Raw genomic sequence first — 24,944 nt, forward strand, 5'->3', positions numbered from 1 at the left:
AGTCTGTTTTTTGATTCTAAAGATATGGAATGACAACAGTAATCCGGACACTTTTTTAAAGGTCTACTAGTTTATATTCTGTTGGTGTGGCATAGCTAAGGGACCCGTGAATTCGGATATGATTGTACCAATGGACACAATCGAATAGTCCTCCATCAAGTTCGTGTTGGCTAGAAAAAACCTTTCCGCGAACGAACTCTGTTTTAATGGTTTTAAAAGTCGCTTCAGCTACGGCATTGTCATAGGGTGTTCCTTTGTTACTCAATGAGCGCTTAATTCCAAAAGCATCAAGCGCATCGTCAATCAGCTTATTGTTAAACTCGCTTCCGCGATCTGTATGAAAGCATTCTAGTTGATTTAGACTGACTTGTACAGATGCGAAGGCACGTTGAACGAGTTTGGCGTTTTTATGGGCTCCAGCACTAAACCCAATGATTTTTCGGTTAAATAAATCAATGAATAAACAGATATAATGCCATTTTTGTTGGAACACGAACGTAGGTTAAGTCGCTCACGATTACCTTCAGTTCCTGGTCTTGTTTAAATTTACGATTTAATGTATTCCCAACTTCTGATTCATTACAAGCGGTTTTAGTTGGTTTAAACTGGGCAACTGTATAAATGGAAACAAGTCCTTGTTCTTTCATAATGCGGGCAATTCGGCGTTTGGACACGACGTGTCCGCACTCTTTCAACTTGTGTTTGATTCTTCTTGTGCCATACGTTTGCCGACTTTTTTGGAAGATCCGTATAACGTCTTTTAAAAGGACGTCATCGTTGGACTTCTCTTTTGTTTCGTAGTAATAAACGCTTCTTGGGATGTTGAGGACGATGCACATTGCTGATACCGAGTACTTGTGAGCGTTTTGACGAATCACATTTACTTTCGTCCCATGATCAGCGCGGCTTGCTTTAAAATATCATTTTCCATTTCGAGCTGTTGGTTTCGTTTGCGAAGTGCGCGTAACTCTTTTTGTTCTTCTGTAAGGTTGTCCTTTTCCTTAAATGATCCTGAGTTTTCATGTTGGTTCACCCACTTATCAAATGTAGAAGGCGTTAAGTCATATTCCCGAATGATTTCTTTTCGTGGTTTTCCTGATTGATAAAGCTGCACCACTTGTTTTTTAAATTCCTCGCTAAACGTTCGACGTTTTCTTTTGGTCATCATATATTCTCTTCAAGTATATTGATTTTAGTCTAATTGACCTTAAAAAATCTGTCCAACTAAGTGTAGCCTATCCATAATCACTGTAAAAAATCCGTGTAGGCTAAACCCTTTCCTCGAACGAATTTCTGTCTTATAAGACGCTTGAGCTAAGGCATTGATATAGACAGAGGACTTGTGGGCGCTAAAGTTGGAGGGGGACTAGGGGTGAAAATTAAAAGTGTATTTAGATTTTAATTTTCATATCTTTCTCTATTCTCCAGTTTATAAAAAAGTCAAGCAGCAAGTATAGATAAGATCGGAGCTAAAAGGGTGGTTTATATATTAAATATGGTTTCTATTTACACAAAATTTCTTTACGATCTTCTTTGTAATAGTTTTAATTAGGGGGATTACCAATATAAATAATTATTAAATAAATCATTATATGTTGCTTTCGTAATTGTATAAAATTATACTATATAATGAAAGATGAAAACTGTGAACCTTTTTATATTTAGTAAAAACATTATATGATAAACAAAAAAGTCAGACGGTGCCACGTCTGACTATTGAAATCTTGTTTTGTTTACTAAATTATAGGAGCAACCGACATCATGTCTCCTTTTAGGAAAAGAATCATCTGTTTATGATGGTTTTTTTCCTTTTTTAAAGCTTAAAGTTGCAACTATAAGTGATAGAATAGATATTATTTCCATTCGTGTCACACTCTCGTCCAAAAGTGGAACATAGTATTTCACGAACTCAAGTAATAAACTACATAAGATAATAAAAAGCATAATAAAATCAATTTCCATTTACATCAGTCCTTTAAGGAAGAAGTATATGGTTGCCCCTATGTCTTATGTAAATATCAAACAAAAGATTTCTATTAAATAATAGCACAAGATGCTCAATAATAAACATTAATAGTATCATTTTTTGTTTAATTAAAAGTGGTTTGGTTATTTTGAATGTTATCGTTTGCGTTTGGTGTAGTTTTAGAGCAAAATTTATTGCGCTTAAAGATTATTCAACTGGGAGGTGATTTGTCGGTGACTCATATCGGGTACGTATGTTAATAAGCTTAATTTGACACATGGGACCGATATACTGTTGAATTGGGAAGTTGGTTACTATAATTCGTCAGGCATGGATGGCAAAGAGGGAGTTGAGTCGCATTTGAATTGCTTAACGAGGAGGATTTGAACTAGCAAAACGTAATGGGAAATACCAGGTAAAAGCGAATGCGCGTTGACAAGCTAATTAACTTACATTGAAGTAATAAGAATGCTTAGAATGGTTCATCTGGGGAAGAATATTTAACAAGTTATCGAGCTTTCAATGAGTACGTTTTATTGAATTAAGCGAGAGTGGAAAAAGGATTAATTTACATGTCCATTAAGGCATTCGTTTTTTTAAATTGATGGCTATGTTTTTAAAGGTCAATTAGTTACGATTAGTACCACATATGGTCAATAATCTCGTAAAGTTAATTATAGTGAAATTGGTCATGAAAGTAAGGGTTAAAAAACGTTTGTGTCAAGGGCTAATTCCCCCTCTTTTTACTTACAAGGTCATAAGAATATATTTCATTTAGGTTGTTCGAATATGAAATTAACACAAAATTCTAATAGGAGGAGTAATATGAGCTATCAAGAAAGAAGTATTAAAGACATTATAAAAATGATTGGTCGTAATGAAGTATATCTACCCGCTATACAACGTAAATTTATATGGAAACATGAACAAATTGAGAGATTATTTGACTCGATCATGCGAGGTTATCCAATAGGAACATTTTTGTTTTGGTACATAAGTGGCGAAAAGAAGAATAATTATACATTCTATAAATTTTTGCAAAATTACCACGAAAGAGGTGGCAGGAACGAAGTTGCACCTAACCCCCAGTTAAAAGATGAAATTATTGGTGTCTTAGATGGTCAACAAAGATTAAGTTCAATGTACATAGCTCTTCAAGGCTCTTATGCATATAAGAAAGCATATGCAAGGTGGGACAACGATAATGCTTTTCCGAAAAGATATCTATATATAAATCTAATGAAGAATATGGATAGTGATGGTGAACATAGTGATGATTTGATGTATCAATTTAAATTCCTTACTGAACAAGAAGCTAAATTAATAAGTAAGGACAAATTATGGTTTAAGATAAAAAATGTATTAACTTGGGGTGATGACCCAGAAATTGATGATTATTACGATAAGGTAATTGATAATCAAGTTAATAACAATGAACTTATTATGGCAATCAAAAGTAAAAAATCACAGATAAAGAGTACTTTACGAAAATTACATATGAAAATTGTCTTAGAAAAATTGATAAACGATTTCAAATTGGAAAACCAAGATTTAGATGAGGTTTTGGATATATTTGTAAGAGTTAATAGTGGTGGCACAGTTCTATCAAAGTCGGATCTCTTGTTTTCAACTATTGTTGCAAACTGGGAAGAAGCAAGAGATGAGATTGAAGACTTCTTAATTATGCTCAACAACAAAGGGGATGGATTCAAGTTAGACAATGATTTTATTATGCGATCGTGTTTAGTTTTAACAGATTGCCCGGTACTATTTAGTGTTAAGAATTTTAGAAGGGACAACATTACTAGAATAAGAACTGAATGGCCTAAAATTAAAGAAGCTCTTTCACTTACTATAGATTTAATTGTTAAGTTCGGTTTTAGCGGAGATAATTTAACATCACACAATGCATTAGTACCTATAGCGTATTTTATTTTAAAGGGTGGCAATGTTGAAGGTTCGGAAAAAGAAATACAAAAGTACCTCATAAACTCGCTACTCATGCAAATTTATGGAGGTCAGGGAGATCAAGTATTAACAAGTATTAGAGATGAGTTAAGAGAAGTGAGTGGTGACTTGCACACTCTTAAGTATAAAAACTTCCCGCTAAAAGAACTGTTGGAGCTTAAGTTACCTGGAAATAAATCATTAAAAATGTCCAACGAGGATCTAGATGAGATTTTAGAATATAAAAAAAGTGCATACACTTTTATGGTTTTATCACTGCTGTATCCTAATCTAAGGTATGATCAGATTAGTTTCCATCAAGATCACATTCACCCTTCTAGTTTTTTTACTGATTCAAAGTTAAAAAAGTATCACATACCAAATGAAAAATGGGATGAATGGAAGGATTATAAAGACACACTTCCAAATCTTCAAATGATGGAAGGAAAAGAAAACATCAGCAAAAGTAAAAAGCCGGTTAAAAAGTGGTTAGAAGAAAATACTAAATTAGGTGACAAAATCAAGTATCGGAGTGACAATTACATACCAATGGACGCAGACTTAGATTTTTTTGAATTCGAAGCATTTTATGAAAGTCGAAAGAAACTATTAAAAAAAGAGTTGTCGAATATTTTACTCTAGTTATTTACTAACGTTTATTGAAAAAATACAAAAAGTTTTAGTCAGAAAAATTCACTCCAAAATCGTGCTATAAATCGTCCAATGGAGCAACAGGTAAAGTGACAAAGAATCGATTTTCCATCATGGAAATTATATTGCCAGAGCTAAGTTCTTGAAGATGATTTTCCACTGAATTTAATTTATGTTTAGGTACCGTACATAAATTAATATTAACGGAAAAATTGGGTCTAAATTGGACTAGTTAACACCATTAATTATTGGCATAAAATTTGTTATTAGCATTGCTATTGCTATAGTAGAAATATTTAACACGGCTGAATTTTTTCTTATTATAGTAGTCTCTCTATCTGTTTTTCCTATTCTCTTAACAGTTTTTATTACTAAAACATTTATCCGGTAATTAAAAGTAAATATGTAAAAGAAGCCAACTTATGAATTGAGTTGGCTTCTTTTTTTAAAAACCCATTCTACAAATAGCTGAAGAAAATAAAGGTGCTAGATTTTGAAATGCCTTTTACAATGAATACTCTTTATTGTTCTAGTAGTATGCTTGATTATAATAAACGAACTATTCTAAACTTAATGACGTCATATCTACCGTAAAAAAGATACGGTAATAAGAATTATACTTAAAATGTGCTAACAAGTCTCTGTTACTCAAAACTTTCAATTAGAGGTTGCTACTCTGTAGTAACCTCTTTTATTTGTGTGATAATTTCTAAAATGTCATTATCAGAATGGAAATTATAGCTATCGACTTTCATTGATAATAACTAATTAAAGTTTTGAATTTATATTTTGGTTTGTTGCCATGGATGAAGTGAGTCGAACATGTTCAGAAAATATATTAATTCAGTACCAAATATTGTTTTATAAAAAGGCTTTGTTATGAAAAATAGAGGGAGATTAGGAGGAGTGGCCTAATATCCGTTTTTACAAGTTTTATAAGCACATATTATAAAAGAGAAGTGTAAAAGTTTTAACAATTAAGCTTTTACAAGAAAGGAGAGGCAATGTATAGAGATGAATTAAGTATAAACTTTGTATCAATAAAACTTGTTAAAGAAGAAGCTATCTCAATGAATCGTCCTAAAACAGTAAGTTCGCCAGACGATGTTTATAGTGTATTAGAAAGCATCTTTAAAGACGCTGATAGAGAGAAATTTGTTGTGATGTCACTAGATTCTAAAAACAATGTTAACAGCATTAACGTATGCCATGTAGGCACGGTTAATTCAAGTGTTATTCATGTTAGAGAAGTATTTAAGCCGGTTATTTTAAGTAATGGGGTGTCATTCATAGTAGCCCACAATCATCCATCAGGAGACACAGAACCAAGCAAAGAAGATATAGCAGTAACAAAAAGGTTGCAACAAGCAGCAGACATTTTTGGTATATATTTATTGGACCATCTCATTATTGGAGATGGGTCTTTTTTGTCGATGAAAGAGAAAAGGTATATGGGGTGAGAAAGAATGTATTTTGGATCAGAACAATTTTGCATTTTCATGAAAAATGAATTTGATACGGATATAGATGAGGATGGGGTTGGAGAGGAAACAGTTTATCTTGAGAAAGAAGAGCTGTCTTTTGAAAGCATATGCACTCTTAATTTACCGAACGAGATTCGAGTTGACTACTGTAGCATTGTCAAAGATGATGAAGAATGGACCATTGGTGTAGTACATGAACTGACTGAAAGTGTGCCTTTACTTTTAATTTGTGAAAAAAACGGGGATTTGATTCTGATTAAAAAATTTCTGCGATAGCTTATTGTTTATCATATAGCTTTCTTTTTAGTAAAATATACCCTTAGTGTTTACTAAATTTGAATTAGATAGGGGTAATAATATGGAAACGCATTCTATGTATAGCATTGTCAGAGATCTGTATAATTTGAAAGGGAATCAATTAGAAAACAAAGAGAAAACTGTTAAAAAGAAATTTAAATCAATTATGTCAACATTATTAATTGATGCTAACATCTTTAAGAATAGTAAGGGACATTTTGCTTTTACTGATGAAGGTAGAGATCATCTTATTTCAATACTAAATTTTTATGATAGAAAAAAAGAAGAATTTATTAGTCCTTGGGATACTGAAGGTATTGATTTAGACGAATTAAAAGACCTAATTGATATAACAGAAAATCTTCTAAAAGCACAATTAGATGGTAAAATATTAAAAGACAACTTGGTTTCCCTGCATATGAATCTGAACTATACCATGAAGAAAACGATTTCTAATATCCAAAATGACTTTGAATCAATAATCATAAACGAAGCTCATAACTTGCTAAGAATTGATTCAACAGCATTTTTTAATCAAGAAGATAAAGAAAAGATGTTAAATTTGTACAGGATATTGCTAAGACAAACGAACAACAATTGGATTAATCTAATTCAATATGTGAGTGAAGAGAGATTAATAGAAACAAGTAATGGCCTTACCTCTCTTAAAGATCATTTTCAAGACAAATTAGTTATTGATAAAGATATATATTCCGAGATTGAGTCTATGAAACAGGAAGACCAAACGAGTGAATTTGAGCAAATGCAAGGAACATTTACAGACCATGTAGATCTAGAAACAATAAAGAAAGAGTTTAACGACCTTAAACAAGTAGAAGAAACAAAACATCTAAAGTTATCGACAATAGATGATAATGCTCCTTCCCCTTATAAGCCAATTGAGGAGATACTAGATGGATCTGTCCAGACATTGATTAGAGATGGGTTATGGAGTAGTGCTGAAGACTTAATAAAAATAAAATAATAGACCGGTTAAGAAAACTCTATTTTGTATAGAGTTTTTTTTTGATTTAAGAACGATTTAGGGGGATTCAAGATTTTTTTCTGTCCCCCCTAACTACTTAAAAAAAGCCATTGTAAAGTAAGGGTGTAATTAAATATTAAATGAAGGCAGGTTGAAAAGAATGGAAAATCTAATTATCAAAAGAGTAAAGCCTAAATTTTTAACAGTGGGTAGTCATAACGTCACTATTGAAAGCATTAAAGAAGGAAAAAGTGTTGTCATCAATAATGAACAATGTCCAACAATCTTAGTTACTTTTGTAGACGGTGACAAGAAGTTCACTCAACAAATTCCAATCAATTCAAACGGGCATTCATTGTTAGATATGCTTTTGTCATCAGCGTTAAAAGATGATGCTGTTGAAGAGGAATTGGACTTAAAAGTATTGATTGGAAAAGAAGTCGGAATTTCAATTGGACTAAGAAAAGGATACTCCAATGTAACTAGCTTTTATGAAGTCCATTAAAACACAAATTCTAAAGCTTGGCTTGAATTCATTGTTTCAAAATGAATTCAAGCTTGGCAACACAAGTCATACAGTTTCTAATTTATAAATTGCCAATACAAACAAGAAAAGGGGATTTTTATGAAGAATTTAGATTTAAACAATTTCCAAGTTAATGATGAAGGTATCTTTAAAATAGTTGAGAGTAAAGGCGAAACCAATTTAAAAAGGATAGCAAATCCGGCTTACGTGGAAGAAGTTGTAAGGGATATTGAAAAAGATACAGTTTCACTGAGTATTAGGTATTTCAATTATGGGGATTGGAAGTCGCATCAATTTGATCAAGGGAAGCTTTCAAGAAACCATCTAGAAATATTCATGAATCGCGGGTTAGACATTAGCAATACGTCACAAGATGATGTGTTTAACTGTTTGTTGCAATCGGCACAAGAAGCTAAAATTAGACATTCTCACTCTAATTTAGGATGGATAGATGTTCAGGGTAAACCAATGTACCGACTAAAAAATATAATTACGTCCGAAGACTTAATCTCTAATTATACCGGTGATATAAATTTAGAGCCAAGGGGCTCACTAGAAGATTGGTCAGCCGCTATTAAAAGTCATGTGGAAGGGCATGCTCCACTAGAACTCGCGCTGTCCATGGGCTTCGCGGCATCATTAGTGGGCTGGTATGGCATAGATAATGCAGAAAAACTTGATTCGATCTTGTTTCATCTAGTCGGTAATAGTTCAATGGGTAAGTCTACAGCTGCATCATTAGCTGTCTCTCCTTTTGCAAGACCAAGTAATGATGGATTAATTAAGAGCTTTAATGGGACTCCAAATGCGTTAGAACATTTTTTTTCAGGAAATTACGGAGTGCCACTTGTCCTCGATGAAACATCTATGCACTCAATGACTACACGTCAGCTTTCTACCTTTATTTACAAGATAGCTGAAAATCGGGGGAAAGGTCGGTTAACAAAAGAGGCTAAATCGAGGGAGATTTCAACTTGGGCCACTTTAGTTCTTATGACTGGTGAAGGTTCCCTTCTGAATGAAACAAAAGCGCATGTGGGACTTCAGGTTAGGCTTTTTGAGTTAACTAATATCGAATGGACAAAATCTGCTCAACACGCGGAAGTATTGAATGCCAGTATTCAGAGAAATTATGGTACAGCAGGACCAATTTTTATAAAGCACTTGCTTTGTCTTGGCAAAGATAGAATTAATGAGAAGTATCTCGAATGTAAAGCTGATTTAATGGAATCTCTACCTCATTCAAAATACAGAGACCGTATCGCAAACAAATTTGCTTTTATCTTGTTAGCAACGAAGTTGGCTAATGAGTCCCTTGATTTATCTTTGTCAACTGACCACGTAAAAACGTTACTTGTACAGCAGGAAGAAGATTCTCTGATGAGAAGGGATTTAGCCAAGCTATTCCATCATAAATTGAAGGCGAAAATCATTGAATACATTGGCCATTTTAAGATCAACAATTCTAGACCAGCTTCACATAAGGATATTTATGGAAAAATTACTACCAAAGGGGATGATGTACACGTTTACCTGCTTGAATCAGCTTACAAAAAGATTGCTCAAGAGTTGAGGATTACGAATACTGACGTGCTTTTGAATGAACTGAAAAGTAATAGCTATTTAAAGCACGACCAGAATAAGAGAAAAATTCGAACGAGTATCGATGGGAGTAACGTATATACGATTTGCGTGCATTATGATCATGACTTTTTATCTGAGTTTATCCCTAGTTATGATTTAGATGGCTTCTCTATCGGTAGTGCAAAAGCAAATGGAAGTGAATTACGCAAGCCAAAGGATCGACCAAGAATTAATGACGAGAAGCCAGCAATGAAACCAGAGGATCTGTTCAATGAATAAGGGTTTAATATCAATATCAGAGGCCTTTAGCTTTTACTTTAATGGCATTGTACAAAGAGGGTACAGAGAGAAAACAGTGTGTGAGTATAAGAAAGACTTAAAACAGTTTACGGACTATTTAGCTTCGCACTATCCTCATATCAGTCAAATTAATGATGTGAAAGCTGTACATTTGAATGACTATTTAGATTGGCTTATTGCTCATAGGGGGTGTACCGCAAGCACAAGGAATCGACGTAAGAATACTCTTCGCTCTGTTTGGAAGCACCTACTAAACAGTGGTGTCGTTACTGAGAATATTGCACTTGAATTGAAACAAGTAGAGGCAGAAAAGGTTGAACAAACTTTTTTAACTGAAGACGAAATTAATCAGCTGCTCCCTGCAATAAACTCGTCCGATGTCAGGAGAGTCGTCCTTGTTCTTTATTACACTGGAATGAGAATTTCGGAATGCATTAATCTGAGAAGAGAACATTTAAATTTTCAAGACCGGAACATGCGGATCGTTAACGGTAAAGGAGGGAAACAAAGAACGATCCCTCTAAGCAGATCCTTAAACAGCTATTTACTCAAATACGTTAGCGATAATGACATAAAAGAAAAAATGTTCTTTACACGTTCAGGTGGGATTACTGATCGATATGTAAACAAGTGTTTGAAGCAAGCAACCGATCAGCTATGTTGGGACAAAAAAGTGACCTGCCATACTCTTAGGCATTCTTTTGCTTCTACTTTGGTCAGCAAGAACATTAATGTTGTGACGATCCAAAAGCTACTAGGCCATGCAAACTTGCAAACGACGAGCAGCTATACCCATGTTACTCAGCAAACCGTTGAGGATGCGGTTGAGCATATCAACGCACAATTTTAATCTTACGAAATGCAGCATTTGTCCATTTAAGCATTAGTCGTATTAAACGACATTATTCCCTAACCCGCTTCAAGGTGGGTTAGGGATCAAATCAAAATATAAATATATATTATAGATATGTAAACGGGGGATTTGACATGGAAGAGAAAGTGAATAGTGAATACGATCAACTGATTACAATACTTGCAGAAATGATTTATACCTATACAACCACGCAAAATTCAGAAGGCAAGGAGTAGTGTCATGAGAACGAATCTAGCAACTACAACTACCGTTAATTATTCAACCGATTCAACTATTAAAAAAGTCGCCATTTATGCTCGTGTTTCAACGAGTGAGCAAGCAGAAGAGGGCTATAGCATTGATGAACAACTAAGCGTTTTAAGGCAATGGTGCGAGAATCAAGAATACAGTGTTTATGATGAGTTTACTGATCGTGGTATTAGTGGGAAATCTATGAACCGGCCAGCATTGCTCAGAATGCTTAAAGAAGCAAATCACTTTGACATGGTAATTGTATGGAAAATGAACCGTTTAGCAAGAAACATTTTAGATATTCTACAAATGGTCAAAATGCTTGAAGATAAACAAGTTGATTTTCGCTCATTCAAGGAAAATCTAGAAACAGAAACACCAGCTGGGAAACTGCAATTTCATATGCTTGCGGCCATCTCAGAATTTGAAAGAGACAATATCGCAGAAAATGTGAAAATGGGTATGACAGCACGTGCGAAAGAAGGGGCATGGAATGGAGGAAGAGTTCTGGGCTATGATTCAGTCAGTGAGTTTGTCTCAACGAAGAAGCGCAAGCAAACAAAGTTAATTATTAACGAAGATGAAGCTCGTACCGTACGAAAGGTATTTCATCTCTACTTGGATGGACATGGCTATAAATCAATCGCGAATAAGCTAAATAAAGAGGGGTATAGAACGAAGCTTGGCAACCCCTTCTCCTTCAATAGTGTGAAGACCATCCTAGAAAACCCAATCTATGTTGGGCTCATTCGCTATAACAAGCAAGTGAATTGGTCTAAAAAGCGTCGCAAGGGCACGAATGCGACGCCACACATTGGTAAGGGACAACATGAACCAATTATCACAGAGGACGTTTGGATGAAGACTCAGGAGCGACTGAAGCAGCGAAGCAAAAAACCAAATCGAGTCCATAGTGGAGAATTTGTCTTAACAGGCATTATGAAGTGTCCAGAATGTGGAGCGAGCATGGTATTAGGAAGGACAACAAACAAACGTAAAGACGGTACTCGTTATGCGCTGGAATATTACGTCTGTGGGGCATGGAAGAGTAAAGGCAGTACTGTTTGTCATTCCAATGGGGTACGTGTCGATTATGCAGATCCATTCGTCTTGAAGAAACTTACTAGTTTAGCCGAGAATAAGCAACTGGTAGAAGACATTGTCGAGAAAATTAATACGCGACATTATACTGTATTGGATCCGTTAATTAAAGAGCAAGAACAATTGAGGATAAAGGGAGAGAAATATGTGTTACAAAAGCAACAAATTCTCGACCTCTACAAAGATGGCATTTTGAACAAGCTAGATTTTCAAAATGAGTACAATAAGTTGAATGAAGCTATTCGTTATAATGAAGCTCAGATAAAACCGATAGAGAGCCAATTAACGGGTGACCAGGTGCAAGCGATCTCAGCATACCAAGTTACGAATACCTTACGTGACTTCCTCTCTTTTTACAAGAATACTGGTACAGCTGAACAACGAAAATATGCCATGCAGCTACTGGTGAAAAAGATAACCATAGCACCTACTAGGGAGATTGAAAGTATACAAATACAGTTCAATAATAAAGTTGCGTCAGAAACAAATAAAGAAGAGGGACCATCCAATGATGATGGTTCCTCTTCTTTTGTTATTACACTGGATTATTAAAAGGCGATCTGAAGGGAGGTGAGTGGTTTGACATCAGTAGAATGGTTTAAAGCAGGTATGGCCTTCGGAGTATCTGTATTTATAAGTGTTGTATCAATCCTTGAGGATAAAGGAGAGTGAATTTATGTCATATTTTTTGTTGGGTACTATTGTAGGGATTTTTACTTGCATAATTATTAAAAGCGTCTCTGAGTATCAGAATAAAACCTCAGGTAAAAGACGAACAAGATTGGTTTAGAAAATTCAGCTAAGTTCTTGTTTCATGTCTATTGCTGTTCAAATCGGCGTTAAGGTAATAGATATCACGGTGCTATTTATTATAAGTATTAAGTACCTCAGTGATAATACGATTAACGCTTTCTATCTGTTCTTTGGTAAGCGTACTTGTACCAGTGATAAATTTGCTAATGAGTTCTTGTCTGCTTTCGTCCTGATCATTACTTGCAAGTGTTAGCAAATCAGAAGGGGATGCCTCTAGCCCATGCATTATCTTTTCAAGTGTTTTTAATGAAATATTTCTCTCTCCGCGTTCCACTCCGCCAACATATGAGTCAATTAAACCAGCTTTTTCAGCTAATTCATGTTGGGTCATATTTTTAGCTCGTCTGAGTAAACGGATTTTTGTTCCAATAAGACTCTGCAAGTCTGTCACTTGAACCACCTCTTCTCAAGCTTAGAAGAGTAAACCATAAAAGTGCAGATTAATAAATTAGGTATTTTTTATATAAAAAAGTACTTAAAAGTTCTTTTTGGAGCGCCGATAATAATAGTAAGATGGTTAATTTAAATAGGGGGATTTTAGATGAATTCATTGAGTAAGAAGAACCTTACAACATTAAAGTGGGTGTCAGGGGGGGCTGAAGCCTTTTTAGGTATTCCTATTCTAGGTGGAAGCTTTATCATTGCACTTGTATGGTTACCGTTGTTTTTAATGCTGGCATTTCATGCTTTAATCGTATTCTTTGCAATTAAAAGTAAGCATCCACTACCGGTAGGAAACATTGTTGGTATTGGAGCTAGTATTCTTGGATTTATTCCTGGTCTAGGAATGGCGCTACATATTGTCTCAGCGGTACTAATCCTTATGGATGCATCAAAAACACAAAAAGAATTAAGCACAGAAGTCTAGTCAAAATAAGCCCTTTGGTTAAAATCAAAGGGCTTAATTATGTTCTATATCAAAGAGAATATTAAAAAAGGAGAATAAAAAATGAAGAAAATACTTTTTGGTTTATCATTAATGACATCAACCGTGTTTTTATTAGCAGGGTGTGGAGATAATACGGAAGAAATTCAAACAGAGGATAAAGAAGAAATTGGAGCCCAAGAAACAACATCTTCAGAAACAAATGTAACTGATGCGGAGTGGGAGGAAGAGTTAGAAGCAGCTTACTGGGCAGGATGGTCTGATGCTATTGCTGGGATAGAGGATGAATATAGTTTATTTGATGATATTGAAACAGATATTTTCGGATCTGATAACAGTCAAGATAACGTAAAAGAATTCTTTGAGACTTATGAGGAATTGAAAAAAAGAGGTGAGGGAATAGGGGCTGAAACACGAGCTAGGGAGATACAAGACAAAAAAGAGAATGGTTTCCGCATTGGTGATGAAGTGTTATTAAACCATGATAATGAAACATCTATGGAGATCATAAGTCTTGAAGAGGTAAATAATGAGTATTATCATTATCTATTAACAGCGGAATTTTATAATGATGAAGGCTATGATGTGAGCGTATATGCAAGTAATATCAGTGGAAGTACTGGAAGTGACGATGACAGGTTGATATTTTTCACAGAATTATATAATACTGACGAAGAGTATGGTGATGTGATTACTATTCCTACAGGTCAATCCCAAACTATAGAAGTGGAGATATCTGTAAACTATTCTCTTGATAATGGTTTATACATGCTGGTTGAATATATGGAAGATGTCAACTGGGTTATATTTTATGAAGAGTTGAGTTAGACCGTAATAGTTCGTAAATTTCGATTCAACTTATAGGAAATACATTAGCAGAAATCTCTAATGGGAAATTTCTTTAAATGAACCTCAATTTTCATGTTGGTTCACCCGCTTATCAATCGTAAAAGGCGATAAGTCATACTCCAGAATGATTTCTGTTAGTGGTTTTCCTGATTTAAAAAGCATCGCAATTATCCTCATAATGCATAAATATATTACTTAATCTATATCTATATATAAATTTAACGAGTAATATATAATAAATTAGAGGAAAAAGGAAATTATAGTCGAATCTAATACTGTAGTTATCTTACAAGAGGGAGGCTAAATAGTGGAACTTTATTCTCTAAGAATTGAAGGATTTCGAAGACACATCGACACGACTGTGCACTTTTCAGATGCAACGTTTTTAATTGGTGAGAATAACAAAGGAAAAAGTAGTATACTTCATGCTTTGGAAATTATACTAAATGATCATAGAAAAATTGATCTGAACGAATTTTTTCATAGACTTAGTGATGATGAATTAACTAATGAACTCATATGTGATGAGGTAAGATTAACTATTGAATTTCGAAATGTCCCTGAAGTCGCAAATAACTGGATTGGATTTAAGGGTAGAATACTAAAGTACGAAACAAACTCTGAGTCAGGAAATAAAATTGTGTTTCGAAAGATTTTTAAGCCAAATACAAATTATATTGTTGAGATGAAAGAGTTTAACAAAGTGATTAGACCCGAAATACAAGAGTGCAAAACAATCAAAGATATATTAGAGTATGGAATTACTATTGAAATGTTAGAAGACCTAAAAATAAGGACAGACAATCCTTTAAAGAAAATATCAGTTGCGGATTTAAAGAAGATCTTTGATTTAGAATGTGCCTATGATATTGATGAGACTGAAGAAAAATGGACCGAAAATCCAGGTGGAATACCAGGTGTTGTACTCCATAAGTTACCTAAATTCTTGCTGATACCAGCTCAAGATAAAATGTCTGAACTTTCAAGTTCTAACGGGACTCTGCATAGCACTTTAAATGAGTTATTTAAAGATGTAAGAGATGCATCTTTAAATTTTAAAGAGGCTCAAAAGTATTTACAACTTCTAGCTAAGGAACTTGATCCTAACGATGAAAATAGTGAATTCGCTGTTATGATGGGGGATCTAAATAATGTCTTAGGGAGTATATTCTCTAATATCGGAATTAAAGCGGAAACAACACTTGGAGAAGCAGACAAAAGCATAAAACCTACTTTTGATATTAGTATTAAAAGTAACGTTCATACGAGTGTAAATTTACAAGGAACAGGCGTTATAAGATCAGCTGTATTTGCATTGTTAAGATACAGAACTATGAGAGAGAATAATAAATTTTCACAGGATGACTTTGTTAGACCGCTGATCATTGGCTTTGAAGAACCCGAGATATATTTACACCCTAATGCATCTAATTTAATGCGTAACACCATCTATGAACTAGCTAGTTACGATTTTAATCAAATTGTTTGTACAACACATTCTCCATATATGATCGACCTTGGTCAGAAGCCATCTCAAATCTTAAATAATCTTACAGTGGAGACTTCGTATATCGAACGTGGAGATACTAAGGTTCAAGTTGAAAAAATTTGTTCTAACCCTTTTAATACATCACATGCTTTTAAATCCCTTCATAATGATGAAAAAAATTATGTGAAAATGCTATTAAAAATGGATGATTATATCTCAAGAGTATTTTTCTCTAGGGAAGTATTAATAATTGAAGGAGATACAGAAGATATAGTTTTACGAGAGACTATCGCGAGAATGCCTAAAAAAGTACAATTGGATATATCTCAAAATTGGCAGATCATTAAAGCAAGAGGCAAAGCCTCTATTATTTCTTTAATTAAATATCTTAAAGCTTCAGGTATAAATCCTTACGTAATGCATGATCGTGATGGTGGTACTCCTAGAGCCGAAGTTTTTAATGAACCTATATTAGCAGAGGTTACTGAATCTAACCGGCGTTTCATGTTAGAAGAATGTTTAGAGGACATCCTTGGTTATCCTGCTCCAAGTTCTGACAAGCCAGCAACAGCATACAATAAGATCTTAACTAATTGGGGAAGTGAATGGAAGGACATCCCATTAGAATGGAGAAAAACAGTTCAAAGTATCTTTCAAGGATCATTCAATACAGAAGATGGCTATTTGACCGTTGAAGAATTAGAAGAGACTTTAATTGAACAAACGCCAACTCTAAAGGGTTAGTGATTTTGAGCAGTTTGATCTGGTTTATTCAAATTTTTAGGCTGATTCTATAGAGATGGAGGAGAAAAAGAAGCCACTGTAATATGGTTATTTTATTCTAAATAAATGCCTACGTACCCTGTAAATTTTATGGGGTGCAATTTTTTTTATTTAGATCAATTTATTCACTGAATTCATATTACGCATGGAAAAACCTCACTTACACCCATCACGGAGAACCGTACCATAAGTAAATAAAAACCATCCACCACCAAGCAGCCGGAAATAGAAAGTACCATACTTTCTATTTCCACTGCGTCAAATGAAACAACTACTTATACGCTACACCACGCTCAATCCACCTTAACAACCCCAAAACCTACCGCAGGAATATCCACCTTCACGTTCCCATCTATCACGGCAATCTTCTGTTTATTCCAAACGTCTTTAACCTGCTTCCTGTCAGCTCTAACTGGAAATGAAACGCTAATTGGCTGTTTGGATGGGTTAACCATAAAATAGATTCTCTCATTATTATGTTCTCTTGCATAAATAAGATGGTTGCTTTCAATTGTTGCTTCAACAACTTCTAAGCTTGCTTCGCTACCAAACGCAGCCTCTGTTTTGCGCAGGTGAATCATTTTTTTCATAAATGCTTTGAAGTCTACGTCTTGTTTTTCTTCTTCCCAAATCATACAGTCTCTGCAGCCTGGATCGTTTTCACCTGACATGCCAATTTCTTCACCGTAATAAATACAAGGCGTTCCTTTTGATGATAGCAAAAGGAAATAAAGTAGCTTTGCTTTTTCTTTATCATCTTGACAGACGGTGAGAACGCGAGCTGTATCATGACTGCCAAGCAGGTTAAAGGTCACTTCATTCACATTGTTTGGGTATGAACATAGAACTTCTGTTAGCTGGTTGGCAAACTCTTGGGCATTAATCTTTTGTTTGGCAATGTAGTCTAGAGCAGCAATGGTGAAAGGATAATTCATGACGGCATCGAATTGATCCCCTTGTAGCCATGGCATGGAATCATGCCATATTTCACCTAAGATATAGACACCTGGATTGGTTGCTTTTATTTCTCTTCTGAAGTCGCGCCAGAATTGATGGTCGACTTCATTTGCGACATCGAGACGCCAGCCATCAATGTTAAATTCCTCGATCCAGTAGCGGGCGACCTTTAAAAAATAGTCCTTAACTTCTGGATTTTCCGTATTTAACTTTGGCATATAATCAACAAAGGCGAATGTGTCATAATTAGGCTTAGGACCAGGAGTGACTGGGAATTCACGGATATGGAACCAGTCTTTATAGGCTGATTTCTCTTGATGTCTCAGCACATCTTGAAAAGGTTCAAAATAATAACCGCTATGGTTAAAGACAGCATCAAGCATGACTTTGATGCCCTTTTCGTGACAAGCGTTTACTAGTTTCCGAAAGGTGTCTTTGTCGCCAAACTGTGGATCGATCTCCATATAATCTATCGTATCGTATTTATGATTTGATGCTGCTTTAAATATCGGTGTAAAATAAATACCGTTTATTCCTAAATCAACTAAATAATCGATGTGCTGCAGAATTCCGGCAAAATCGCCACCGAAGAAATTAGTAGGAGTGGCTTTTGTGCTTCCCCACGGAAGCGTGTTTATTGGGTTGATACTTGAATCACCATTAGCGAACCGCTCAGGGAAAATTTGATACCAAACCGTATGTTTTACCCATTCAGGTGCTTGGAAAATATCAATCGGATTAATAAAAGGGAAGCAGAAATAATAGGCTGTGTCATCTGTTGGGGCTTTGTCGTAAAAACCTTTTTCGGTATAGTAGATGATTTCTTCTTCATTGCTAAGTTTAAAACCGTAGCGTAGACGTCGATATGGTACAGTAACGTCAATCATCCAGTAGTCGAATAGCTGGTCAGACGCTTCTAAGCGCATCGCTTTTTGTTCGAAGAGCCAGCCTGTATCGTCCCAATTGTAAGGATCGGCATAGATGAGGTCGACTTGGACAAGGTCATTCTTTTTTGTGCGTAGGCGAATGTGTAAGCTATCCTTTGAATAGGCGTACGCATAATTGTTTTTTGGTCGGTGATAGATCGCTTCTTTGAACATAATGAAGTCTCCTTTCAAAATAAAACAACCCCATTTTCCGCAACTGGAAATGGGGTTGTTGTGTTAAGCCACAATGCATTACCCTTAAATTATGAATTTGATTTTGGCTAAAAGAGTTTGTTACCAATTTGTTATGACCGTATCGGTCCCAGTAGCAGGAGACGTATACGTTCGATTATTGCCACTTTGCCAGATGACGTTTCCGTTCTGATCTTTTTTGATATATTTGTATTCCAAATTCTTACCCGCTGGAACGCTGATGTCATAGTACCAAGTTGGGTATTTGTACATCACTTGATTAAACATCGGTCCAATCGCTTTGTTAGGGTCCCAATTACCAAGTTCACTCACATTGCCAACAATATATATGTTTGTTCCTGAGTTTGTTGTGGCGTTGTTAACTCCAAAGCGGACACTGACTTGGTTTCCTGTTAATACTTCAAACTTCTCATACGCGGGACTTTTTGCGTTCGTCGCATTAACAACGGAAAGATTATAGTGACCGGCTGTCACGCTAGGAACCTTAATTTGTATTTCTGTGTTCGACCAAGAAACAATTTCTGCGGATGTTGAGCCAAAGAGAACGGTACCTTTCTTGTCACCAAATCCTTCACCGCTTACCGTAACGGTATTTCCAGCTTTGCCGATCATCGGACCTACATGGCCGATTAGAGGAGTCGTTGATGGCTTGGTTACTTGCCAAACCGCTACGCCGTTTGCCCGCAATTGAAAGGAATTTACTGAACCATTGGCATTAACGGTAATAGCGTTGCCATCTAAAAGCTGCTGGAGTTCATCTGTATAGTTCCCTTGGGGTAATGATGTGCTTAAATTAGTGATTGTTTGATTTCGATTGCTACTGTTTACGGCAGTTAGCACAACGTTATTGCCAAATTTTCTTTCGTAAATATAAACATCTGAGTTAATCCAGCGTTCAGTTGTATTGCCATAACCTAGTGCAGAATTGCGCTGTCTTAAAGAAGCCAATTTGCTAGTAATTTTATAAGAGTTTGTAGAACGATCGAACGTTTTCATCGGTTTCCGATTGTCAGGGTCGTTGCCGCCAGTTAAATATTGCTCTGTTCCATAGTAAATTGTTGGTACACCACGAGATGTAAGCAAGACAGCTAGCGCCATATCTGTCTGACGATTTGAAGACGCTCCTACTGAAAAACGGCTCATGTCATGGTTGTCAATAAAGGTTACTTGATCAATGACCTCGTCATAATCCTTCTCCGTGTTTTTAATCATTTCATTAAAATCGTACCAGTTGCTCGTGCGGTCCTTTAGGACACTTCGAATCGTTTGGCCAAACTGAAAGTCTAATAAGCTCATACCACTTTCATTGGCGAAGTGATGATTTTGCGGATCGACTTCTCCTGAGCCCAAAAACCATTCTCCAAAGGTAAAAACGGGCTTATGGCTATAGATGTCACTCATTAAAGAGGTTTGCCAACCCTCAGACATATGTTTAACCGCATCGACTCGAATGCCATCAATTCCTTTATCTAACCAAAGCTTAATCGACTCCTTTAAATACTGATCAATGACTTTGTTATTCAAATCATAGTCGGCTAGATCGTATAAGTTGCGGTAGATGCTGTCTTCATAAGAAGAAAAGTCTGTTCCCCCATTATGGTGAAAGAGTTTGTTACGATCATTCGAATAATTGCCTAACAGTGCGCCATTATTGTAGAGCGCTCCATTTTCAACATAGTTAGGATTCGTTTCGAGCGCAGGTGATGAATGATTTGGCGTGAAGTCCATAATAATCTTAATGCCTTTACTATGGGCGGTACTAACCAATCGGTCAAAATCAGTGAAATTCCCGAAGTAAGGGTTTGTTTTTTTGTAATCTCTTGCCCAATATCCGTGATAAGAGGTGTAGCCGCTCGGGTGCAGCGCATAAACATTTTCGACCGGCTGAGAAATCCAAAGTGCCGTAATCCCTAAATCGGTTAAATAACCGTCGTTCATCTTGTTTATAATTCCTTGCCAGTCACCACCACAATACTTATGAAGATCACTACAATTTTGACTAAAAATGGTTCCAGTTGGGTTGTTCGCTGTATTTCCGTCTGAGAACCGGTCGGTCACAATTTGGTAAATAACATCTTTTGAATAATTGACTTTGTTTGTGACACCAGCCTCAACAACTGTAGGTAAAGAAAGAAGTGAGAAAAAGATAAAGCTTAATGCAATCGCTTTCACACAAACTTTTAAAGATCTCAACTTTATTCCTCCTTCAAGATAATGTGATGAATCTTTTATAAAATAAAACAACCCCGCCTTTTAAAAGAATAAAAGACGGGGTTGTTTGTAAAAAACCAAAAGCATTGCCCTTGAATTAGTAAATAGTATGCTGTTTATTTATTAATAGCGCATAAACACTGAATTCGTAAATAGGTCATTAGAACTAAAATATGATTCGAAAAAATCTTTTTTGTAAGCGCTTGCTATATTTTAAATTGCCATGTATGATGTTATCAAATCTGGCGCAAACGTTTGCGCTACTATGCAGAGAATGTAAAAGTAGCTCAGAAAACGCTAGATTGATATAACTTTATAGGGGGAAGAAGAAATGAAAAAAAGTTCACTAGCATCCATGTTTTTATTGCTTGTTTTCTTAGCTGCTTGTGCTCCTGAACGGGATGAAGAGACAGCAACGCCAAGTGAAAGTAATGGAACTGACGAGGCGGCGGAAAAACCGGAAGAGTTAATTATTTGGGCAAATGATCAAGAAGAACAGTTAGAGGCAATTGAAAAAATGGCAAGTGATTATGAAGAACAGAGCGGAATTAACGTCAAGGTTGAGTCAAAGCCCATGATGGATCAATTGCAAGAGTTAGCATTAGCGGGACCAGAAGGAAATGGTCCAGATTTATTTTTCCAAGCTCATGATCAAATTGGAAATATTGTCGCACAAGGGCTAGCAGATCCCCTTGATCTATCAGATGAAGAGTTAGCCAATTATGCCAGTTCTTCTGTAGATGCAGTAACCTATGAGTTTGAAGGAGAGTCAAACATCTATGGAGTCCCTGCTGTTATCGAAACATACGGAATTTTCTATAATAAAGAGATTGTGCCGGAAGCACCAGAAACCATTGAGGAATTAAAAACAATTCTTGAGGAAAATACAGACGCATCAGCCGATCAATATGGCTTTCTAATGCGACCGAATGATTTATATTTTGCCTTTCCATTCTTAAAAAATTACGGTGGCTATATTTTTGGTGGAGAGGTCGGTGAATATAATACTGACGATATTGGCTTAAACAATGAAGGTGCTTACGAAGGCGGCGAGCTGTTTCAATCATTCTTTGGTTCAGGGCTTATCCCAGCATCTACAACCGTCGATGTGGTTGATGGATTATTTACAGAAGGTAAAGTGGGCGTTGTTATTAATGGACCGTGGAGCATTCCAACATATGGACAAGCACTGGGTGAGAATTTAGGATTTGCGCCATTTCCAACAATTAATGGAGAAGCAAGTGCGACATTTGTTGGTGTGAAATCATGGATGGTCTCTTACTACTCGGAAAGCAAAGATTGGGCGAAAGACTTAGCGTTATTTATGACAAACGAAGATAATCTAGCACATTACTTTGACGTTGCAGGGGAACTTCCTCCAAACACCGAGGTGCTAAATAACTTAGATGATCCGATTTATGCTGCTTTTGCTGAGCAAATTGAATACGGTGTGCCAATGCCAAGTACGCCACAGATGGCGCAAGTGTGGGCCCCAATGAACGATGCCTTACAGTTCTTGGCTGAAGGTGAAGAAGTTGAGTCTGTTCTTGATGAAGCGGTTGAGCAAATACAGATGAACATTGAAATGGGTTCTGGAAATTAAGGCGATAAAGTGGGAAGAAATACTTCCCACTTTATTATATTGAAATAATAGAAGGAGGGTACAGAATTGCCTACTCCGTCAACAAATAAGTTGAATAAGCCTCATTTGAAGAATGTGAATTCAAAGGTACCGCGCCAAAAAAATCATAAGCCGAAGGTCGCAATGATTTTATCAATACTTTTTGCAGGCTTAGGCCAACTTTATAATCGCAGATATTTGAAAGGTTCCATCTTTATAGTTATTAAACTAGCTTTTATCGTAACGAGCTTAGAATCGCTTAATTACGGGTTATGGGGGCTTCGTACGCTAGGAACTATTCCTGGAACGGATCATTCCATTCGCTTGCTGGTGCTTGGTGTATTGGCTTTAATTGTATCGGTCATTGCGATAACGCTCTATATCTTTAACATTATTGATGCAAGAAAGCAGGCACTAAAGATCCAACAGGGTTGGAAACCATTAAAGTTTAGAGAAACTGTGCGAGAATTTTACAATTATGCTTTTCCTTATATTATGACATTGCCGGGATTATTACTGATGATTTTTGTTGTGATTTTTCCGCTACTCTTTTCTATCTTATTGGCTTTTACAAATTATGATTTATATAATTCCCCGCCACGGAACCTTGTTAGCTGGGTCGGGCTAGATAATTTTAAGAGTCTAGTCACGGTTCCAATTTGGCAAAATACATTCTTCAGTGTATTTTCTTGGACAATTGTCTGGACAGTTGTCGCAACAACGATGCAAATTGGCGTTGGCTTCTTTTTAGCTGTGCTTGTCAATGATCCAAGAGTAAAGTTGAAAAAACTTATTCGAACGATTTTAATTCTTCCTTGGGCAGTGCCTTCTTTTGTAACGATTTTAATTTTTGCGGCGATGTTTAATGATGATTTCGGAACAATTAATCGCGATATTATTATCCCGCTAATTGGCGGCGATGGGGTAGCCTGGCTTAGCGATCCGTTATACGCGAGAATTGCCATAATTCTCATTCAAACATGGCTAGGTTTTCCCTTTATCTTTGCGTTAATCACAGGGATTCTGCAAAGCATTTCAAGTGATTGGTACGAAGCAGCTGATATCGATGGTGCTAGTCGATTTCAGAAGTTTAGAAACATCACGTTTCCTCATGTGATGTTTGCCACAGCACCTTTATTGATTATGCAATACGCATCTAACTTTAATAACTTTAATGTGATTTATTTATTTAATGAAGGTGGGCCACCGGTACGAGGTCAAAACGCCGGCGGAACAGATATCTTAATTTCTTGGGTGTACAAGCTGACGTTTGATACAAATAATTACTCGATGGCAGCTGTTATTTCCATTATTATGGGCTTAATTGTGTCAGGCTTTGCTTTTTATCAGTTTAGAAAAACAAGAGCGTTTAAAGAAGAGGGGGAGATCTAATGTATAGAAAAGCGAAATCGAGGCTGGAGTTAACGGCGATCTATTTCATTATCGCGCTTGCAGCCGTTGTTATTTTCTACCCTCTAGTGTGGACGGTTGGAATGTCATTCAATCAAGGCACTAGTTTATACTCTTCTTCTTTAATTCCGCAAAATTTTTCATTAGAGCATTACAAATGGCTATTTAGTGATAGCAGTGACTATTTATTATGGTATAAAAATTCGCTTATTGTTTCGATTGCGAATGCAATAGGGAGTGTCGTTTTGACTTCTCTAATTGCTTACGCGTTCTCGCGTTATAAATTTGTTGGGCGAAAGAATGGGTTGTATATCTTTTTATTATTGCAAATGTTTCCCGTTATGATGGCGATGGTCGCTTTGTATATCTTTTTGAATATGCTAGGTCTACTGGACACACTTTCAGGATTAATCTTAATTTACCTTGGCGGACAAATTCCGTTTAATGCTTGGTTAGTGAAAGGTTATTTAGATACAATTCCACGCGATTTAGATGAGGCAGCTCGCATTGATGGAGCAGGTCATTTACGCGTGTTCTGGAGTATCATTATCCCTTTGGCAAAGCCGATTTTAGCAGTAGTTGCCTTGTTTAATTTCATGGCACCGATGTTCGATTTTCTTCTGCCATCAATTGTGCTTTCGAGTAAAGAAAACTATACGTTGGCTGTGGGGTTGTTTAACTTTATTAACGATCAGTTTTCGAATAATTTCACGAGATTTGCAGCTGGATCAGTCTTAATTGCATTACCAATTGCGACCGTCTACTTGTATTTGCAACGCTTTTTAATCTCTGGTTTAGCAGCGGGTGGGACAAAGGGTTAAGAAGTTTTGTTGAGCGGTA

The 24,944-nt window shown here is 36.0% G+C and carries 17 protein-coding genes and 1 pseudogene; 14 read left to right on the forward strand and 4 right to left on the reverse strand.

Annotated features, from left to right (window positions below; all coding sequences use genetic code 11):
* Positions 1-55 precede the first annotated feature (55 nt).
* A pseudogene (locus tag JOC54_RS13870) lies at positions 56-1,165 on the reverse strand (IS3 family transposase).
* 1,626 nt (positions 1,166-2,791) lie between these two features.
* Between JOC54_RS13870 and JOC54_RS13875 the strand changes: the two are divergent.
* The 8 genes from JOC54_RS13875 to JOC54_RS13910 all read left to right on the forward strand — a co-directional run bounded on the left by JOC54_RS13875 (position 2,792) and on the right by JOC54_RS13910 (position 12,498).
* On the forward strand, positions 2,792-4,555 hold the full coding sequence (locus tag JOC54_RS13875) for a DUF262 domain-containing protein (protein ID WP_204466803.1): 1,764 nt from the start codon (positions 2,792-2,794) through the stop codon (positions 4,553-4,555).
* 1,013 nt (positions 4,556-5,568) lie between these two features.
* Positions 5,569-6,024, forward strand: a complete 456-nt coding sequence (locus JOC54_RS13880; RefSeq protein WP_204466804.1) for a JAB domain-containing protein — start codon at positions 5,569-5,571, stop codon at positions 6,022-6,024.
* 6 nt (positions 6,025-6,030) lie between these two features.
* Positions 6,031-6,324 carry a hypothetical protein gene (locus JOC54_RS13885; protein ID WP_204466805.1) on the forward strand — a complete coding sequence of 98 codons (294 nt, stop codon included), beginning with the start codon at positions 6,031-6,033 and terminating at the stop codon, positions 6,322-6,324.
* A gap of 82 nt (positions 6,325-6,406) precedes the next feature.
* Positions 6,407-7,330 (forward strand): hypothetical protein, encoded by a 924-nt coding sequence (locus JOC54_RS13890; protein WP_204466806.1) that lies wholly within the window; start codon positions 6,407-6,409, stop codon positions 7,328-7,330.
* 160 nt (positions 7,331-7,490) lie between these two features.
* Entirely contained in the window at positions 7,491-7,835 is a 345-nt protein-coding gene (locus JOC54_RS13895; RefSeq protein WP_204466807.1) for a hypothetical protein, read from the forward strand.
* 120 nt (positions 7,836-7,955) lie between these two features.
* The gene (locus JOC54_RS13900; RefSeq protein WP_204466808.1) at positions 7,956-9,719 is read left to right on the forward strand and encodes a DUF927 domain-containing protein; all 1,764 of its coding nucleotides are present in this window, start codon (positions 7,956-7,958) and stop codon (positions 9,717-9,719) included.
* Positions 9,712-10,590, forward strand: a complete 879-nt coding sequence (locus tag JOC54_RS13905; RefSeq protein WP_204466809.1) for a tyrosine-type recombinase/integrase — start codon at positions 9,712-9,714, stop codon at positions 10,588-10,590. Before JOC54_RS13900 ends, JOC54_RS13905 begins: the two co-directional genes overlap by 8 nt.
* Positions 10,591-10,833: 243 nt before the next feature.
* The gene (locus tag JOC54_RS13910) at positions 10,834-12,498 is read left to right on the forward strand and encodes a recombinase family protein (RefSeq protein ID WP_204466810.1); all 1,665 of its coding nucleotides are present in this window, start codon (positions 10,834-10,836) and stop codon (positions 12,496-12,498) included.
* A 310-nt stretch (positions 12,499-12,808) separates the two neighbouring features.
* Here the strand turns inward: JOC54_RS13910 and JOC54_RS13915 are convergent, their stop codons facing one another.
* Positions 12,809-13,150, reverse strand: coding sequence for a helix-turn-helix domain-containing protein (locus JOC54_RS13915; RefSeq protein ID WP_367617807.1), 342 nt, complete (start codon positions 13,148-13,150; stop codon positions 12,809-12,811).
* A 150-nt stretch (positions 13,151-13,300) separates the two neighbouring features.
* Between JOC54_RS13915 and JOC54_RS13920 the strand changes: the two genes are divergently transcribed.
* From JOC54_RS13920 to JOC54_RS13930, 3 genes are all read left to right on the forward strand, one after another.
* The gene (locus JOC54_RS13920) at positions 13,301-13,627 is read left to right on the forward strand and encodes a hypothetical protein (protein WP_204466811.1); all 327 of its coding nucleotides are present in this window, start codon (positions 13,301-13,303) and stop codon (positions 13,625-13,627) included.
* Positions 13,628-13,708: 81 nt separating this feature from the next.
* On the forward strand, positions 13,709-14,473 hold the full coding sequence (locus tag JOC54_RS13925) for a hypothetical protein (RefSeq protein ID WP_204466812.1): 765 nt from the start codon (positions 13,709-13,711) through the stop codon (positions 14,471-14,473).
* A gap of 328 nt (positions 14,474-14,801) precedes the next feature.
* Positions 14,802-16,727, forward strand: a complete 1,926-nt coding sequence (locus tag JOC54_RS13930; protein ID WP_204466813.1) for an ATP-dependent nuclease — start codon at positions 14,802-14,804, stop codon at positions 16,725-16,727.
* Between the two features lie 332 nt (positions 16,728-17,059).
* On the opposite strand, the gene JOC54_RS13935 is transcribed toward JOC54_RS13930, so the two are convergent.
* Both JOC54_RS13935 and JOC54_RS13940 read right to left on the reverse strand, forming a co-directional pair.
* The gene (locus tag JOC54_RS13935; protein WP_204466814.1) at positions 17,060-18,823 is read right to left on the reverse strand and encodes an alpha-glycosidase; all 1,764 of its coding nucleotides are present in this window, start codon (positions 18,821-18,823) and stop codon (positions 17,060-17,062) included.
* Between the two features lie 120 nt (positions 18,824-18,943).
* Positions 18,944-21,055: an alpha-amylase family glycosyl hydrolase gene (locus tag JOC54_RS13940; RefSeq protein ID WP_239586733.1), complete on the reverse strand. Its 2,112-nt coding sequence runs from the start codon at positions 21,053-21,055 to the stop codon at positions 18,944-18,946.
* A 349-nt stretch (positions 21,056-21,404) separates the two neighbouring features.
* Between JOC54_RS13940 and JOC54_RS13945 the strand changes: the two genes are divergently transcribed.
* The 3 genes from JOC54_RS13945 (at position 21,405) to JOC54_RS13955 (ending at position 24,925) form a co-directional block, all read left to right on the forward strand.
* On the forward strand, positions 21,405-22,676 hold the full coding sequence (locus tag JOC54_RS13945) for a sugar ABC transporter substrate-binding protein (RefSeq protein ID WP_204466815.1): 1,272 nt from the start codon (positions 21,405-21,407) through the stop codon (positions 22,674-22,676).
* 162 nt (positions 22,677-22,838) lie between these two features.
* A complete protein-coding gene (locus JOC54_RS13950) occupies positions 22,839-24,086 on the forward strand; it encodes a carbohydrate ABC transporter permease (protein WP_204466915.1) in 1,248 nt (415 codons plus the stop codon).
* Positions 24,086-24,925 (forward strand): sugar ABC transporter permease, encoded by an 840-nt coding sequence (locus tag JOC54_RS13955; protein WP_054793888.1) that lies wholly within the window; start codon positions 24,086-24,088, stop codon positions 24,923-24,925. The genes JOC54_RS13950 and JOC54_RS13955 overlap by 1 nt, the downstream gene beginning before the upstream one ends.
* The last annotated feature ends 19 nt before the right edge of the window (positions 24,926-24,944 follow it).

The sequence above is a fragment of the Shouchella xiaoxiensis genome, assembly GCF_016907895.1.
In the GTDB taxonomy this organism is placed as follows: Bacteria; Bacillota; Bacilli; order Bacillales; family Bacillaceae_D; genus Shouchella; species Shouchella xiaoxiensis.

What these genes read in the sequence shown, in the direction of transcription:
- JOC54_RS13875 (WP_204466803.1), top strand. Translation starts at nt 2,792, where the DNA reads ATGAGCTATCAAGAAAGAAGTATTAAAGACATTATAAAAATGATTGGT.
- JOC54_RS13880 (WP_204466804.1), top strand. Translation starts at nt 5,569, where the DNA reads ATGTATAGAGATGAATTAAGTATAAACTTTGTATCAATAAAACTTGTT.
- JOC54_RS13885 (WP_204466805.1), top strand. Translation starts at nt 6,031, where the DNA reads ATGTATTTTGGATCAGAACAATTTTGCATTTTCATGAAAAATGAATTT.
- JOC54_RS13890 (WP_204466806.1), top strand. Translation starts at nt 6,407, where the DNA reads ATGGAAACGCATTCTATGTATAGCATTGTCAGAGATCTGTATAATTTG.
- JOC54_RS13895 (WP_204466807.1), top strand. Translation starts at nt 7,491, where the DNA reads ATGGAAAATCTAATTATCAAAAGAGTAAAGCCTAAATTTTTAACAGTG.
- JOC54_RS13900 (WP_204466808.1), top strand. Translation starts at nt 7,956, where the DNA reads ATGAAGAATTTAGATTTAAACAATTTCCAAGTTAATGATGAAGGTATC.
- JOC54_RS13905 (WP_204466809.1), top strand. Translation starts at nt 9,712, where the DNA reads ATGAATAAGGGTTTAATATCAATATCAGAGGCCTTTAGCTTTTACTTT.
- JOC54_RS13910 (WP_204466810.1), top strand. Translation starts at nt 10,834, where the DNA reads ATGAGAACGAATCTAGCAACTACAACTACCGTTAATTATTCAACCGAT.
- JOC54_RS13920 (WP_204466811.1), top strand. Translation starts at nt 13,301, where the DNA reads ATGAATTCATTGAGTAAGAAGAACCTTACAACATTAAAGTGGGTGTCA.
- JOC54_RS13925 (WP_204466812.1), top strand. Translation starts at nt 13,709, where the DNA reads ATGAAGAAAATACTTTTTGGTTTATCATTAATGACATCAACCGTGTTT.
- JOC54_RS13935 (WP_204466814.1), bottom strand. Translation starts at nt 18,823, where the DNA reads ATGTTCAAAGAAGCGATCTATCACCGACCAAAAAACAATTATGCGTAC.
- JOC54_RS13945 (WP_204466815.1), top strand. Translation starts at nt 21,405, where the DNA reads ATGAAAAAAAGTTCACTAGCATCCATGTTTTTATTGCTTGTTTTCTTA.
- JOC54_RS13950 (WP_204466915.1), top strand. Translation starts at nt 22,839, where the DNA reads ATGATTTTATCAATACTTTTTGCAGGCTTAGGCCAACTTTATAATCGC.
- JOC54_RS13955 (WP_054793888.1), top strand. Translation starts at nt 24,086, where the DNA reads ATGTATAGAAAAGCGAAATCGAGGCTGGAGTTAACGGCGATCTATTTC.